The sequence below is a fragment of the Erythrobacter sp. NE805 genome (genome assembly GCF_046452355.1).
GTDB lineage: Bacteria > Pseudomonadota > Alphaproteobacteria > Sphingomonadales > Sphingomonadaceae > Erythrobacter.
This window is the reverse complement of the sequence record NZ_JBKFDI010000004.1, coordinates 1-15,049: the sequence shown is the minus strand read 5'-3', so window position 1 is coordinate 15,049 and position 15,049 is coordinate 1. Positions and strand designations below refer to the sequence as shown.

Annotated in this window: 16 protein-coding genes, 1 tRNA gene and 1 pseudogene; 11 read left to right on the top strand and 7 right to left on the bottom strand. The window is 69.8% G+C overall.

Translation table 11 applies throughout. From position 1 onward, the window contains the following. Positions 1–142: 142 nt before the first annotated feature. Positions 143–559 (bottom strand): acyl-CoA thioesterase, encoded by a 417-nt coding sequence (locus ACLBKU_RS14145; protein WP_410180202.1) that lies wholly within the window; start codon positions 557–559, stop codon positions 143–145. A gap of 135 nt (positions 560–694) precedes the next feature. On the opposite strand from ACLBKU_RS14145, the gene leuC reads away from it, so the two are divergent. The 10 genes and pseudogenes from leuC (at position 695) to ACLBKU_RS14095 (ending at position 7,537) form a co-directional block, all read left to right on the top strand. Next, positions 695–2,125 carry a 3-isopropylmalate dehydratase large subunit gene (leuC, locus tag ACLBKU_RS14140; RefSeq protein WP_410180201.1) on the top strand — a complete coding sequence of 477 codons (1,431 nt, stop codon included), beginning with the start codon at positions 695–697 and terminating at the stop codon, positions 2,123–2,125. Between the two features lie 45 nt (positions 2,126–2,170). Further along, the gene (locus ACLBKU_RS14135) at positions 2,171–2,350 is read left to right on the top strand and encodes an isopropylmalate isomerase (protein WP_410180200.1); all 180 of its coding nucleotides are present in this window, start codon (positions 2,171–2,173) and stop codon (positions 2,348–2,350) included. A 13-nt stretch (positions 2,351–2,363) separates the two neighbouring features. Further along, entirely contained in the window at positions 2,364–2,966 is a 603-nt protein-coding gene (gene leuD, locus ACLBKU_RS14130; RefSeq protein ID WP_410180199.1) for a 3-isopropylmalate dehydratase small subunit, read from the top strand. Between the two features lie 29 nt (positions 2,967–2,995). Continuing rightward, the gene (locus tag ACLBKU_RS14125; RefSeq protein ID WP_410180198.1) at positions 2,996–3,994 is read left to right on the top strand and encodes an NADPH:quinone oxidoreductase family protein; all 999 of its coding nucleotides are present in this window, start codon (positions 2,996–2,998) and stop codon (positions 3,992–3,994) included. Between the two features lie 88 nt (positions 3,995–4,082). Further along, positions 4,083–4,406 (top strand): DUF1476 domain-containing protein, encoded by a 324-nt coding sequence (locus ACLBKU_RS14120; RefSeq protein WP_410180197.1) that lies wholly within the window; start codon positions 4,083–4,085, stop codon positions 4,404–4,406. Positions 4,407–4,410: 4 nt separating this feature from the next. Further along, complete coding sequence (locus tag ACLBKU_RS14115; RefSeq protein WP_410180196.1) at positions 4,411–4,644, top strand: BolA/IbaG family iron-sulfur metabolism protein; 234 nt, start codon at positions 4,411–4,413, stop codon at positions 4,642–4,644. Positions 4,645–4,682: 38 nt separating this feature from the next. After that, positions 4,683–5,009, top strand: coding sequence for a Grx4 family monothiol glutaredoxin (gene grxD / locus ACLBKU_RS14110; RefSeq protein ID WP_410180195.1), 327 nt, complete (start codon positions 4,683–4,685; stop codon positions 5,007–5,009). 657 nt (positions 5,010–5,666) lie between these two features. Further along, positions 5,667–6,464 (top strand): NUDIX hydrolase, encoded by a 798-nt coding sequence (locus ACLBKU_RS14105; protein WP_410180194.1) that lies wholly within the window; start codon positions 5,667–5,669, stop codon positions 6,462–6,464. Between the two features lie 54 nt (positions 6,465–6,518). Continuing rightward, positions 6,519–6,662 (top strand): annotated as a pseudogene (locus ACLBKU_RS14100) (SDR family oxidoreductase); the annotation flags it as partial. Beyond that, entirely contained in the window at positions 6,659–7,537 is an 879-nt protein-coding gene (locus ACLBKU_RS14095; RefSeq protein ID WP_410180193.1) for an SMP-30/gluconolactonase/LRE family protein, read from the top strand. The pseudogene ACLBKU_RS14100 and the gene ACLBKU_RS14095, both read left to right, overlap by 4 nt. A 535-nt stretch (positions 7,538–8,072) precedes the next feature. Here the strand turns inward: ACLBKU_RS14095 and ACLBKU_RS14090 are convergent. The 3 genes from ACLBKU_RS14090 to ACLBKU_RS14080 all read right to left on the bottom strand — a co-directional run bounded on the left by ACLBKU_RS14090 (position 8,073) and on the right by ACLBKU_RS14080 (position 9,814). Beyond that, positions 8,073–8,840, bottom strand: coding sequence for a DUF1223 domain-containing protein (locus tag ACLBKU_RS14090; protein WP_410180192.1), 768 nt, complete (start codon positions 8,838–8,840; stop codon positions 8,073–8,075). Between the two features lie 61 nt (positions 8,841–8,901). Continuing rightward, on the bottom strand, positions 8,902–9,714 hold the full coding sequence (locus tag ACLBKU_RS14085; protein ID WP_410180191.1) for a hypothetical protein: 813 nt from the start codon (positions 9,712–9,714) through the stop codon (positions 8,902–8,904). A gap of 23 nt (positions 9,715–9,737) precedes the next feature. Continuing rightward, positions 9,738–9,814: transfer RNA gene (locus tag ACLBKU_RS14080), tRNA-Arg, on the bottom strand. 74 nt (positions 9,815–9,888) lie between these two features. On the opposite strand from ACLBKU_RS14080, the gene ACLBKU_RS14075 reads away from it, so the two are divergent. Next, positions 9,889–10,785, top strand: coding sequence for a queuosine precursor transporter (locus ACLBKU_RS14075; RefSeq protein ID WP_410180190.1), 897 nt, complete (start codon positions 9,889–9,891; stop codon positions 10,783–10,785). 132 nt (positions 10,786–10,917) lie between these two features. Here the strand turns inward: ACLBKU_RS14075 and ACLBKU_RS14070 are convergent, their stop codons facing one another. From ACLBKU_RS14070 to ACLBKU_RS14060, 3 genes are all read right to left on the bottom strand, one after another. Beyond that, positions 10,918–12,447 (bottom strand): Ppx/GppA family phosphatase, encoded by a 1,530-nt coding sequence (locus tag ACLBKU_RS14070; RefSeq protein WP_410180189.1) that lies wholly within the window; start codon positions 12,445–12,447, stop codon positions 10,918–10,920. Then, the gene (locus tag ACLBKU_RS14065) at positions 12,444–14,645 is read right to left on the bottom strand and encodes an RNA degradosome polyphosphate kinase (protein ID WP_410180188.1); all 2,202 of its coding nucleotides are present in this window, start codon (positions 14,643–14,645) and stop codon (positions 12,444–12,446) included. The genes ACLBKU_RS14070 and ACLBKU_RS14065 overlap by 4 nt, the downstream gene beginning before the upstream one ends. A 133-nt stretch (positions 14,646–14,778) precedes the next feature. Next, positions 14,779–15,049 (bottom strand): ATPase, T2SS/T4P/T4SS family (locus ACLBKU_RS14060; RefSeq protein ID WP_410180187.1); only part of this gene is annotated, 271 nt, incomplete at its 5' end.

The window sequence follows — 15,049 nt, the reverse complement described above, 5'->3', positions numbered from 1 at the left end:
CGTTACCCCTTGTATCCGGCGGCGACATGCCGGCCGGTCCCGATCCGACAGCGCCGCTGGCACGGCTCTGCGTCAGAATTGTGACCGTCGGGGAAGAAGATGTGCGTGCTTCAGCGGCGCGGCGCGGCGCGGCGCCGCGGCCTCACTCGCCCTTGGGGAAGAAGAACTCGCGCAGGTGTTCGCCGATGCGCGCCGGGCGCAGGGTCACGGCGTCGATGCAGCACCATGAGGACTGCACCTCGGCGAGCACCTCCTCGCCGCGCTTGATGAGCGTCGAGTAGAACGCGCGCGCGCCATTGAAGCGTTCGAGCACGGTCTGGGCAATCACGTCGTCCTCGAGGAAGGCGGGCTTGCGGTAGGTGATCTCGTGCTTCAAGGCGACCCAGGCCTTGCTCGCGATCTCCTCGGCCGGGGCGAGCTTGTGCCAGTGGGCGAGCACCGCGTCCTGCACCCAGTTCAGGTAGCGCGCGTTGTTGACGTGGCCCATGAAATCGATGTCGGCCGCCTCGACCGTGATCGGGTGCAGGAAGGGGGTCGCGGCGGATTCGGTTGCTGACATGTGTGTCAACTAGCGCAAGATTATGACAAATTCCACAACGCCCTGCGGGTATGTTGCCGCAAACTTGCCACGGCTCGGTAATCGTGACTATGGAGCGGCCGATTTCCCGCCCCCTTTCGCAGCACGGAACCGACCATGGCGAGCCGCCCCCGCACCCTCTACGAGAAGATCTGGGACGCGCATGTCGTCGAGACCCGCGACGACGGGACGGCGCTGATCTATATCGACCGCCACCTCGTCCACGAAGTGACGAGCCCGCAGGCGTTCGAGGCGCTGCGCCTCGCCGGGCGGCCGGTGCGGCGACCCGAGCTGACCCTCGCGGTGCCGGACCACAACCTGCCGACGACGGCGCGGCTCGACGCTGCGGGCAGGCCCATTCCCATCGCCGACCCCGAAAGCGCCGCGCAGCTCGCCGCGCTCGAGGTCAACGCCCCCGCCTTCGGCATCCGCTACATCCCCGCGACCGCGAAGGAGCAGGGGATCGTCCATGTCGTCGGCCCGGAGCAGGGCTTCTCGCTGCCGGGCACCACGATCGTCTGCGGGGATTCGCACACCGCCTGCCACGGCGGGCTCGGGGCCCTCGCCTTCGGCATCGGGACGAGCGAGGTCGAGCACGTGCTCGCGACCCAGACGCTGCTGCTCCAGCAGTCGAAGCCGATGGAGGTGCGCGTCGAGGGCGACCTTGGGCCGGGTGTTTCCGCCAAGGACCTGATCCTCCACATCATCGGCCGGATCGGCGCGGCGGGGGGCTCGGGCTACGTGATCGAATACCGCGGCCGCGTGTTCGAGCGCATGACCGTCGAGGAGCGCCTCACGGTCTGCAACATGAGCATCGAGGCGGGCGCGCGCGCCGGGCTGATCGCGCCCGACGACACCACCTTCGCCTACCTCAAGGGCCGCCCGATGGCTCCCAAGGGCGCGGAGTGGGACGCGGCGGTCGCCTGGTGGCGCTCGCTCCACACCGATCCGGGTGCGGTCTTCGCCAAGTCGGTCGTCATCGACGCGGCGCAAGTCGAGCCGAGCGTCACCTGGGGCACCTCGCCCGAGGACGTCGTCCCCATCAACGGCCGCGTGCCCGATCCGCAGGATTTCGCCGACGAGAGCAAGCGCATCGCGGCGCGCAAGTCGCTCGACTACATGGGTCTCACCCCCGGCACCCCGATGACCGAGGTCGCCATCGAGAACGTCTTCATCGGCTCGTGCACCAACAGCCGCATCGAGGACCTGCGCGCCGCCGCCGCCATCCTCAAGGGCCGCCGCAAGGCCGACAACGTCAGGTGGGCGATCGTCGTCCCCGGCTCAGGGCTGGTCAAGGCTCAGGCCGAGGAAGAGGGCCTCGACCGGATCTTCACCGCGGCCGGCTTCGAGTGGCGCGAGCCGGGCTGCTCGGCGTGCCTCGGCATGAACCCCGACAAGGTGCCGCCGGGCGAGCGCTGCGCCTCGACCTCCAACCGCAACTTCGTCGGCCGGCAGGGCCCGGGCGCGCGCACCCACCTCGTAAGCCCGGCGATGGCCGCCGCCGCCGCTGTCACCGGGCGGCTCGCCGACGTGCGCGCGCTCGCCTGACGCAGCGGACTTGCAAGCCCCGCACGCAAGGCGCATGGAAACGGCATGAGCGACAAGAAAAAGACCGGCGGCAACAAGGCCGCCCTCGGCGCGGCGGCGATCGGCTCGGCGGCGGTTGCGGCAGCCCTGCTCTACGCGGGCCGCAAGTTCACCGCCAAGAAGAAGCCCAACTCTCCCACCCAGCCCGGCCCGATCCCATCGGGCGAGCCGCCCCAGACAGACTAGAACCAGAGGCCCGATGGAACCGCTGACCCGCGTCGAAGGCCGCGCCATTCCGCTCGGCCTCAAGAATGTCGATACCGACATCATCATCCCCGCCAGGTGGCTCAAGACGGTCAGCCGCGAGGGCCTCGGCCAGGGCGCTTTCGAGAGCTTGCGCGCCGAACCGGGCAATGTCTTCGACGATCCCGCCTACAAGGGCGCGCCGATCCTCATCGCTGGCGACAATTACGGCTGCGGATCGAGCCGCGAGCATGCCGCCTGGGCGATGCTCGACCTCGGCATCCGCGTGGTGATCGCGCCCTCCTTCTCCGACATCCATTCGGGCAACGCGGTCAAGAACGGCATCCTCCCCGTGGTGCTCCCCCAAGCGGCGGTCGACCGGCTGCTCGAGGTCGCCCGCGAGGGGCTCGAGATCACCGTCGACCTCGAGGCGCAGACCGTCACCACCCCCTACCAGGACCGCTTCGCCTTCGAGATCGACCCGTTCCGCAAGCACTGCCTCTTGAACGGCCTCGACGAGGTGGGGCTGACCATGACGCGCGGGCAGGCGATCGCGGGCTTCGAGGCTGAGCGCAGCGCCGACCAGCCGTGGCTGATGCGCGGCACCGCCGCCGCCTGACCGACTAGGAAAGACAGGGAGAGGACATCATGAAAGCCATCCGCACCCACCAGACCGGCGGGCCCGAGACCCTGACGCTCGACGAGATCGACGCGCCCGTCCCCGGCCCGGGCGAGGTGCTCGTCGCGGTCAGGGCCTGCGCGATCAACTATCCCGACGGGCTCATCATCCGCGACATGTACCAGTTCAAGCCGCAGCGCCCCTTCTCCCCCGGCGGCGAGATCAGCGGCGTAATCGAGGCGCTCGGCGAAGGCGTCGAGGGCTTCAGCATCGGCGACAAGGTGCTCGCCGGGATCGGCAACGGCGGGCTGGCCGAGAAGGTGCTCGTCCCCGCGGGCCGGATGTTCAAGGTGCCCGACGGCGTCTCCTTCGAGAAGGCCGCCTCGCTCCTCATGACCTACGGCACCACGATCCACGGCCTCAAGGACCGCGGCCACATCAAGGCCGGCGACACCGTGCTGATCCTCGGCGCGGCGGGCGGCGTGGGGCTTTCGGCGATCGAGCTTTCCAAGGCGTTCGGCGCCCGCGTCGTCGCTGCCGTATCCTCCGAAGCCAAGGGCGAGGTCGCGAGGAAGGCAGGGGCCGACGAGGTGGTGATCTATCCGCGCGAGGCGATGGACAAGGACGCCTCCAAGGCGCTCGCCGATGCGTTCAAACAGGCCTGCGGGCCGGAGGGCGCGAACATCGTCTACGACATCGTCGGCGGGCAATATTCCGAGCCCGCGCTGCGCGCCATCGCCTGGGAGGGCCGCTTCCTGGTGGTCGGCTTCCCGGCGGGGATCGCCAAGATGCCGCTCAATCTTACCCTGCTGAAGTCCTGCGACATCTGCGGCGTCTTCTGGGGCGCCTTCACCGCGCGCGAGCCCGAAGCCTTCCGCGCCCAGGTCGACGAGCTCTTCGCGCTGATGCAAGCGGGCAAGATCGACCCGCTGGTCTCCGAGACCTTTCCCCTCGCCCGCGCCGGCGAGGCGATCGCCAAGCTCGAGGCGCGCGAGGCGGTCGGCAAGCTCGTGGTGACGATGGATTGAAGGCCGGGGCGCGCGCGGCTTCCCGCTTGAAGCCGCGCGCCGCGCGCACTATCGCTCAGGCCGGATCGTACCGGAGGGACACACACACATGACCGACTTCAGGGACCGCGAGCGCGCCGAGGAAGCCCACTTCGCGCTCGAGGAAGAGACCGCCTTCCGCATTCTCGCCCGCCGCAACCGGCTGCTCGGCGAGTGGGCCGCGGGGCTGATGAAGCTCACCCCCGAGGAGACCGACGCCTATCGCAAGGCGGTGGTGCAGGCCGAGTTCGAAGAATCGGGCGACGAGGACGTGGTGAGGAAGCTCCTCGGCGACCTCACCGCCGCGCAGATCGAGGTGACCGAGGCCGACATCCGCGCCAAGCTCGCCGAAATGGCGGTCGAGGCGCGGCGCCAGCTGCTCGGCGGGGTCTGACCCCATGCCGATGAGCGCGCGCGAGATCGAGGAGGCGATCGTCGCCGCCTTGCCCGGCGCCAAGGTCGAATTGCGCGACCTTGCCGGGGACGACGATCACTGGGCCGCGACCGTCACCGCGCCGCAATTCAGGGGGCTGAGCCGCGTCGCGCAGCACAAGCTCGTCTACAATGCGCTGGGCGGGCGGATGGGCGGCGTGCTGCACGCCTTGCAAGTCACCACCGTGGTCCCCACGTAACCCGCATCAATCGAACCCACCGAGGGACGCCAACCACCATGTCCGACGTCAATGCCCGCATCTCCGATCTCGTCACCAGCAACGACGTGGTGCTGTTCATGAAGGGCACGCCGCTCTTCCCGCAATGCGGCTTCTCGAGCCGCGCGGTGGCGATCCTCGACCATTGCGGCGTCGCCTACGAGAGCGTCGACGTGCTCCAGGACATGGAAATCCGCCAGGGGATCAAGAGCTTCTCCGACTGGCCGACGATCCCGCAGCTCTACGTCAAGGGCGAGTTCGTCGGCGGCAGCGACATCATGATGGAGATGTTCGAGGCGGGCGAGCTGCAACAGCTGCTCGACAGCGAGGGCGTCGCGAAGGTCTGACGCCGACCCGTCCCTCCCCGTCCCGCAGGGATGGGAGGTGGCAGACGCCGCAGGCGGCTGACGGAGGGCTAAGCGCGCAAACTATGCTCCCGGCGGCGCGTGTCTCGACTGCGCTCGACACGAGCGGTGGAGGGGTAGGCTCAAGACCGCAACGCACTCAGGCAACACGCGCCCCTATCCGTTCGCCTCGAGCGGTTGCGAAGCACTGCCGAAGACAGAACTCGAAAGGCATCGCTCCGCAGCCCCGCCGTAGCGCCCCTCCAGCCCGCTTCAAACCCCCGCCAGCCGCCTCCAGCCCCCCTTTAGACCCCCTCCAGACCCCCGCTAGCGGGGCTTTCCGGCGATGCTTCACGTGAAACACGCCGGGCAAACGAAAAAGCGCTCCGCAGGACCAGTGCGGAGCGCTCTTTCGCTTCGGGGAGGCACCACCCGGAGACCAGTAGGGTCGCGCCTCGTTTTGAAGACCATTAGGACCGCCGCACACTATGCACGGCGCGTGCCAAACCTGAAAAAGCACGAGATTCCGCCGTTTTCCTAGGCGCTGAGGCGCGCCGCGGGGTCGGGGTTGTAAAGCAGTCCGACACCCCCTCTCCAAAGCGGCAGGAGCGCGCCCTGCGGGCTTGGCAAGCGCCTGCCGGAAGGCCATCCTTTGCCGCAATGACCAGCGAATCCGCACAAGCTTCCGAAAAGGATGGGGGCATCCCCGCCGCCACGATCATCATCTTCCGCAACGCCCCCTCAGGCGGCCCCCCGGAAGTGCTCATGACAGTCCGCTCGCGCGCCATGTCCTTCGCCGGAGGAATGGCGGTTTTCCCGGGCGGACGGGTGGATCCCGCGGATTACGCCCTCGGGGAAAGCGTCGCCGCCCAACATGGCCTCGCCCCCGACGAGGCCGCGCACCAGATCGCCGCGGTGCGCGAGACGCTTGAGGAGACGGGCCTTGCCTTGGGCCTTTCCGGCGACATCACTGCCGAAACCGCCGCGAAGGCACGGAAAAAGCTCGAGGAAACGGGAGAACTCGCCCCCGTGCTCGAGGCCTTCGGCTGGCGCCTCGACCTCGCCCAGATCACGCCCTTCGCCCGCTGGTTCCCGAAGAACGAGGCGATTTCAAGGGTCTACGACACGCGCTTCTATCTCGCCGACCTCGGCACCGGGGCGGTCGAGGTGTCGATCGACCAGTCCGAGAACACCCACCTGTTCTGGACAACAGCGCAGGGCGCCCTCGACGCTGCCGAAAGGGGCGAAATCAAGCTGATCTTCCCCACCCGCCGCAACCTCGAACGCCTCGCGCTCTTCGCCAGCTACGCCGAAGCCCGCGCCCAGGCGGAGGCGATCCCGGTGAGGACGATCACCCCCCGCGTGGTCGAGGAGGACGGCAAGCCGTGGCTGACGATCCTTGCCGACGCCGGCTATCCGGTTACCGCCGAACTGCTCGAAACCGTCGCGCGCGGCTGAACGCGCATCACGGGCGAATTGCCGACGCGTCGGTCTCTGGTATCGCTTTCAATGGGCGAAGCAGAAATCGTTGCCGCACAATGCCTTGACGGGCGCATCCAGCCGGCCGACAGTGCCGCGATGGCGCTGTTCCTCGCCTCGCACGACGCCCGCTACTGCACCGGGCACAACACTTGGGTGAATGCCGGATGGAGATGAAGCTGCCTGTCGACGCGGTGCTCGCCGCCGACACACTGCTCGGCGAGGGCGTGCTGTGGGATGCCGCGCGCCGGATCGTCTGGTTCGTCGACATCAAGCGCCGGCGCCTGTGGCACTTCGACCCCGCCACCGGGAGCAACGGCGTCACCGAGGCGCCGCAGCCGATCGGCTGGGCGATCCCCGCCGAGGAGGGCTTGCTGCTCTGCGGCCTCAAGGACGGGCTCTACACCTTCGCGCCGGAAAGCACCGTCTTCACAAGGCTTTGCGCGATCCCGGGCGAGCCGCCGAGCAACCGCCTCAACGATGCCTGCACCGACCCCTGGGGGCGGGTGTGGTTCGGCTCGATGGACGATGCGGAGGGCTCGGCCTCGGGCCGGTTCTACGTCTTCGACCGCGGCGAGGTCCGCCCGGCTGGCCCTGCGGGCATCGCGATCACCAACGGCCCCGCGGTGAGCGCCTCGGGCGACCGCATCTATTTCACTGATACGGCAGGGAAAAAGACCTACGTCGCCGACCTCTCCCCGGCCGGGGTCGGCGAGGCGCGGCTGTTCGTCGACACGGGGGCGGTGCTCCCGCATGCCTTCCCCGACGGGCCGGTGGTCGATGCCGAGGACCATGTCTGGATGGGCATGTACCTCGGCTCCTGCGCGGCGCGCTTCTCGCCCGACGGCGTGCTCGTCGCGACCGTGCCGATCCCGGCGCGCGACATCACCAAGCTGGCGTTCGGGGGGGAGGACCTGAGGACCGCCTATGTCACCTCGGCGACCAAGGACATGTCCCAACACGACATGGCCGACGCCCCCGCGGCGGGGAGCCTGTTCGCCTTCGCCTCGCCTGTCGCCGGCTTCGCCCAGACCCGCGCGAATCTCGGATGATGGCGCGCCTTTTCAGGGATTTGCCGGCCGCTCTTGCGATCCTGAGCCCCGCGCCTGCGCTCTCCAACCCGGTGCTCGAGGGCGGTTATGGGGACAATATGGTGCTCCAACAGGGCGCCGAGCCAAGCCTGACCGGGCGCACGCTTCCGGGGGTCAAGGTCGAGGCTAGGCGGGGCAAGACGGGGGCTGGCGGGGTTTCGGACGGGTCTGGAAATTTCGTCCTCGGGATTTCCCCACAAGCCAACACGACCGAACCGCCAACGCTGACGATTAGCGCCCCATAGGGCATAACAACCTGTCGCAACGTGCTGATCGGCAACGTTGTCCTGTGCGGCGGGCCCTCCAACATGGAATAGCCGGCGGCCCGCACGCTCGATGCCGCCCTCGGCGCCGGGACGCGAGAGGTAGCGGGCGCGCAAGGCGGGGCCGATCGTCGAGGTCTCGAGGATCGCGACGTCGAAGAGGTTGCCCGAGGCACTGCACGACGCGCCCTCCGGCGGGACGCGGCGGATCGACGGGGCCTACTGCGTCCAGGTCAGGCGAGCCAGCGCGCGGCGAGCACCTTGCCGCCGCCGGGCTGGCGCAGCACCAGCGCGTAGCGGTCCGCGCCCGGCACCGCGAGCTCGGCGGGCGTGACCGCGATGTCCGCCGCACCGCCCCGCCAGTCGGCGAGCTTGCGCTCGGCGCGCAGCACGTTGGCATAGCCGACCTTGCGCCCGCCGTTCTCGCCGCTGCCGATCGCGACCTCGACATGGCGCGTCACCGCGAGGAGCACGAGCTCGGCCTTGCCCGCGCCGGTGCCGCTGAGCCGGGCGGCGTAGCCTCCCCCCTCCGCCGGGTTCACGCGGATCGCGGCGTCGCCTGCGGGGGCATGGCGCTTGATCCCCGCCGCCACCTCGCCCGCGCGCGAGCCGACCGTGCCGAAGGCGCCGCCGACCACCAGCTGCGGGGTATAGACGCCGTTGGTCCCTTCGAGCCCGGCGCGCGCGTAGTTCTGCTGCAACACCGTGTTGCCCTCGCGCGCGAGGGTGTCTTTCCAGCCGAGCCGGTCCCAGTAGGTGACCGCGCGGGAGATCACCACGAGGCCGGGTTCGCGCGCGAGCTTCTCGGCAAGCGCATCGGCCGGGGGGCAGGACGAGCAGCCCTGGCTGGTGAAGAGTTCGACCAGCACCGGCCGCTCGGGCGAGGCGGCGATCGCCGGGTCGGCGGCGGGCGCCTCGGCGCCGCGCGGGATCGCGAGCGCGGCGCCGCCGAGGACGGCGATGCCGCCGACGAGAGCGAGCAGGGTGCGGGTGCGGGTCATGAGCGCGTTCCTTTCTGGTGGTCGCTCCCGGTTTCGCGCCATCGGGCCGCGGGGTTACGCGTCAGGGCGCCGCGGCCTCGCGCGCCACCGCCTCGACGGTCCGCGCAAAGGGTGCCTGGTCGACCGTGATCGCGCCCGCGCGCGGCCGGTCGAGGTCGAGGATCACCCCGAAGGCGAGCGCCACCAGCAGGTAGAGCGTGCTCGAGGCGACCCGGTGGCGCGCCCGCGCCCCGGCCAGCGCATAGCCGAGCATCGCCGCCGAGATCACCGCATAGACCGCGAGCAGCCACAGCACGCGCGGCGGGATATGCGCCTGGGTCAGCGCCTGTCGCCGCACCGCGGTATCCTCGACGGTGTCGTAGGCCTTGGCGAGCGCCACCTCGAAGGGCCCGCCCCCGCCTTTGGCACCGGCCTCGCGCAGCACCGCGCGGACCTTGGCGGCCACCGGCTCGCGCAGCGCCGCGGCCTGCTCCGCGGCGGCGAGACGTTCGGGGCCGTCGGCCATCTCCGCCGCCGCGAGCCGCGCCGCGCCATAGGCGGCGATATCCGCCTTGAGCGGCCGCGCGCGCTCCTGCGGCAGGGCATCGGCGAGCATCGCGAGGTAGCCGACCGCGCTCGTCTCCTGGAGCATCAGGTCGCGCCGGTCCTCGAGCCGGTTCAGCGCCATCGAGAAGGAGAAGCCCATCAGCAGCGCGAGCAGGCCGAGCACGCCCGAGAGGATGAACCCCTCGTCGCTGCCGGCGCCCCCGTCCTCCGCGCCGGTGCCCCGCATCAGCCGCGCGTGCAACCCCATGCCGAGCTCGTGCGCGCCCGCCATCGCGGCGAGCAGCAGCGGCACCACCACGACGAGCGACCATGTCCAGAATGCGTCCAAGCTGCCCCCCCCGGAAGACGAAATGGCGCGCCCGGCAGGACTCGAACCTGCTGCCTCAAGATTAGAAGTCTCGCGCTCTATCCAGATGAGCTACGGGCGCGCGCCCCAACACGGGGAACGTCCCGCCATTAGCGCGCTTTTCGGGCCGAGGGAATCGCGCTAACCCTCCCGGCGATGGAAAACACCGCTCCGGCGCAAGCCGCCTCCGATCCCGCCGCCGCCTTCGACCGCGATCCCGCCGACGGCATCGTCGCCACCAGCCGCCCGCCGGTGACGTTCCGCTTCTACGACCTGGTGATGGCCGCCTTCGTCGCGATCCTGCTGCTGTCGAACATCATCGGCGCGGCCAAGCTCACCTATGTCGACGTGCCGTTCTGGCCCGAGGGGATGTGGCCCGCGCCCGACGGCACCTTCATCTACGGCGCGGGCATCCTGTTCTTCCCGCTGGGCTACGTGATCGGCGACGTGCTGACCGAGATCTACGGCTTCGCCAGGGCGCGCCGGGTGATCTGGGTGGGGACCGCGGCGATGCTGTTCCTCGCCTTCATGAGCTATGTCGTCACCGCACTCCCGCCCTTCGCCGGGTGGGAGTGCGCGGCGAGCGGCTTCGGCGGCCCGCGCCCGCTCACCTCGACCGCCGATGCGGCCGTCACCGGCGGGGCGATCTGCCAGAGCACCTACGAGAGCGTGTTCGGCTCGACCTGGCGGATCGTCGTCGCCTCGATCACCGCCTTCTGGGCGGGCGAGTTCGTCAACGCCTTCGTGCTCGCCAAGATGAAGGTCTGGACCAAGGGCCGCGCCCTGTGGACCCGCACCATCGGCTCGACGGTGTTCGGCCAGGCGGTCGACAGCCTGATCTTCTATCCGGTCGCCTTCTACGGCATCTGGACGACCGACGCGGTGCTGACGGTGATGGTCACGAACTGGGCCTTGAAGGTCACCTGGGAGGCGGTGCTGACCCCGGTCACCTATGTCGTGGTCAACAGGCTCAAGGCCGCCGAGGGGGTGGACCTCTACGACATCGACACCGACTTCTCGCCCTTCGGCAGCAGCGAGGGCGTGAAGGCGTGATTGCGGCCACCTGGCGGTGGCGCAGACCCCCCGCCCCGCCTCCCCACCCGGCCGCCATAGCCTGATGGTATCGTTGGTAGCCGGGTCGGGAGGCGGGGCGGGAGGTCTGCATCGCGCGATAGCGCGATCCGTTCAGAGCACGATCTCCGGCACCACGTCCACGCACCACGGCAGGCCCATTCGCCCGGCGAGGAGCTTCATGTCCTTCTCGGTCGGCGCGCCGAACAGCGCCTCGTGGCTCTCGGCGAGTTCGAGCACCAGCGCGCCGTCCCTGACCGTCAGCCGGCTCGCCTCCAAGGAGCGGCGCGACTGGGCGCCGAGGCGGCGGGCGAGCCGCAGCGCGAGGCCCCAGCGCACCGCCTCATCGATCGCCTCCTCGCCCGCGAGCGCGCGCACCTCGGGGGGCAGCATCAGTTGGTTGCCGTTGGCGGCGATCGCGGCGGCGAGCATCGCCCGGCCCTTGCCGTCGATCCCGATCCAGCGCTTGTGCAGCGCCCAGTTGATCGCCTGGGGCAGGCGGATGTTGGGCTCGATCTGCATTGCCGCGAGCGCGAGCATGGTCGCCGCGAGCCGCAGCCGCTCGCTGCCGTGCTCGCGCGCGGGGGCGGCGTCAATCGTCCAGGCGGCCATGCGCGCGGCGAGCTGCGGCTCGGTGCCCCGCCCCGCGGCGAACACCGCCACCCCGGCGAGCAGCGGATCCTGCGTGCGGGTGTGCTCGGGCAGGCGGTCATAGATCAGCCCCTCGCGCAGGCCCCACGAGGAGAACACCACCCGTTCGGGCGCCAGCCGCGCGAGCAGCGCCTGGAGCAGCACCGCGGCATCGGGGAGCTTCTCGGCGCGCATCGAGGAAATCCGCTCGCGGGTCTTGAGCACGCCGCTCTCGCTCGCGGACAGCGCGGCCGCGAGCTGCTGCGCGCCCGCGGCGTCGAGCGCGAAGCCGTGGGGATCGCTCAGCGGGTAGCCGCGCGCCGCCATCGCATAGACCGCCATCGCGCGCCACGTGCCGCCCACGAGGTAGAGCGCGCCGTTCTCCGCCGCCGGCCGCGCCGCGAGATCCCAGCCCGCCTTGCGGATCACCTTGTCGAGCGACTTCCTCATCTGCGCGCGGTTGCCCTTGCGGTGGTCGGGCAGGCGCAGCGTGCCGAGCGGGAGCGTGCTGGCGCTGTCGGTCGCGCCGCTCGCCACACGCACCAGCTCGAGGCTCCCGCCGCCGAGGTCGGCGACGATCCCGCGCGCGTCGGGGAAGGCGCCGATCACCCCGTGCGCGCTGAGCAGCGCCTCCTCCTCGCCCGAGATGACGCGGGGAGAGAGGCCGAGCGCGCGCAGCTGCGCGACGAATTCCGGACCGTTCGCGGCATCGCGCACCGCGGCGGTGGCGACGGTCTCGACGTCGCGCACGCCGAGGTCCGCGAGCAGCAGGGCAAAGCGCCTGAGGCCCCGCAGCGCGACCGCCATCGCCTCGTCCGCCAGCCGCCCGGTGGCGGCGATCTCGCGGCCGAGCTTGGCGGTGACCTTCTCGTTGAGCAGCACCGTCGGCGCGCGCATCGTGCCGCCATAGACCACAAGCCGCACCGTGTTCGAGCCGATGTCGATGATCGCCCGCTCGCCGGAGCCTCCCCCGGCCCCGCCCTCGCGGCTTTCGCGCCGCCTGCGCCAGATCATGCGACCGCCCCGCGCCTCAACGACAGCTTGGGCACCGCGCCGGCCTCCAGAGCTCCCCCGCGCCCGGACAGCGAGGGGTTGGTCATGAAGTAGCGGTGGCAGTTGAAGGGCTTCGCCCCCTCCTCCGCCGCGACCCGCTCATAGGTCCCGTCGGGGGCCAGCCACCAGCTCTGCTCGGTGTCGAGCATATTGGCGAGCAGCACCTGCTGGAGCACCTGATCGTGGACCGTGCGGTTGAGGATCGGGATCAGCGCCTCGACGCGGCGGTCGAGATTGCGGCTCATCATGTCGGCGGAGGCGATGAACACCGCGGCGTCCTTGCTCGGCATCGGATGGCCGTTGGCGAAGGCGTAGATGCGGCTGTGCTCGAGGAAGCGGCCGATCACGGACTTGACCCGGATGTTTTCGGAGAGGCCCGCAATTCCGGGGCGCAGGCAGCAGATGCCGCGCACCACGAGCTCGACCTGCACGCCGGCCTGGCTCGCGGCATAGAGCCGGTCGATCAGCCCCTCGTCGGTGATCTGGTTGCACTTGAACCAGACCGCTGCGGGCTTGCCGGCTTGCGCATGGGCGATCTCGGCGTCGATGCGCGCGTAGATCTCCTCGCGCAGGTCGATCGGCGCGATGTGGATGCGCTCGAGGGCGTGAGGCTCGACATAGCCGGTGACGAAGTTGAACATCTTGGCCGCATCGCGCCCGAGCTTGGGGTCGGCGGTGAAGAAGCTCAAATCGGTGTAGATGCGCGCGGTGACCGGGTGGTAGTTGCCGGTGCCGAAGTGGCAATAGGTGCGGAAGGTGTCGCCCTCGCGGCGCACCACCATCGCGACCTTGGCGTGGGTCTTCCAGTCGGTGAAGCCGTAGATCACCTGCACCCCGGCATGTTCGAGCTTGCTCGCCCACTTGAGGTTCTGCTCCTCGTCGAACCGGGCCTTCAGCTCGACCACCGCGGTGACCGACTTGCCCGCCTCCGCCGCCTCGATCAGCGCGCCGACCACCGCCGATTGCGAACCGGCGCGGTAGAGCGTCTGCTTGATCGCGACGACATCGGGGTCGGCGGCGGCCTGGCGGATGAAGTCGACCACCACCTCGAAGCTCTCGTAGGGGTGATGGACGATGATGTCCTTCTCGCGGATCGCCGAGAAGGCATCGCCGTCGTGCTCGCGGATGCGCTCGGGAAAGCGCGGGGAATAGCCCGGGAACTTGAGGTCGGGCCGGTCCTCGCGGACGATCTCGGCGAGGCCGTCGATACCGATGACCCCGTCGGTCTTGATGACCGCGGCCTCGTTGACGCCGAGCTGGTCGAGCAGCAGGCTTTCGGCGGCCGGGTCGAAATCCTCCTCGATCTCGAGCTGGATCACCTGCCCCCGGCGGCGGCGCTGGAGCGCGCTGCGGAAGGTCCGCACGAGGTCCTCGGCCTCTTCCTCGATCTCGATGTCGCTGTCGCGCAGCACCCGGAACATCCCGTCGCCTTGAATCGTGAAGCCCGGGAACAGCGCCTCGGCATAGCGCTGGATGAGCCGCCCGATCGAGATGTAGACCGCCCCGCTCTCCCCCGTGACCTCGTCCGGCACGCGCACGAAGCGCGGCAGGGCGCCGGGGATCAGCACCATCTCGATGAGCTGCTCGCGGGTCGCATCGCGGGTGAGGGTGAAGAGGATGCCGATGCCGCGGTTCTGGACGAAGGGGAAGGGGTGCGCGGGATCGAGCGCCTGGGGGGTGATGACCGGCAGGATCTCGTTGAGGAAGTAGGCCTTGAGCCACCTGTGCGCCGCAGGGCTCACGCGCTCCTCGTCGGCGACGTGGATCTCCGCCCCGGCAAGCCCGTCGCGCAAGCTGCGCCAGATCGCCTGCTGGCGCTGCGCGAGGTCGGCGAGCTTCTCGCGGATCGCAGCCAGCTGCTGCGAGGGGCTGCGCCCGTCGATCGAGGGCGTCTCGAGCCCGCGCTGCACCTGGCCGACGAGCCCGGCGACGCGGATCATCATGAACTCGTCGAGATTGCTGCCCGAGATCGACAGGAACCTGAGGCGCTCGAGCAGCGGATAGGCCTCGTTGCAGGCCTCGGCGAGGACGCGCTGGTTGAACTGGAGCCACGAGAGCTCGCGGTTGAAATAGGGCGAATCGTCCGGGCCGAGTTCGGCGAGGTGCAGCGGGCCGGCAATCGCGGGCGCGGGGTCATTGCCCTTCGGTGAGGTACTCATCGCCTATCCTGTTCCGCTCGTGCCGAACGTCGCCGCTCGGCCCGTTGGATGCGCATCTGTCCGCTCCGTCCAGCGGTGTAAATCAGGAAGACGCGCTTGTCACAACAATGTCGGTTGGCAGTCGATCCGCCGATCAAATCAGCTCACGGCTCTCGGCAATCGCGGTGATGCCGCGCTTGCCGTTCGCGTCGCGGCCCAGCTGGACGATCACGTCGATCACGCTCGCGGCATAGGCGATGGTGTCGGCCCGCGTCAGGCCGATGCCGGTCTGCATCACCATCAGCGACAATTGCTCGAGCGCGCCGCGCACCGAGTTGGCGTGGATCGTCGAGAAGCTGCCCGGGTGGCCGGTGTTGATCGCGCGCAGGAAGCTGACGCTCTCCGCGCCGCGCAGCTCGCCCAAG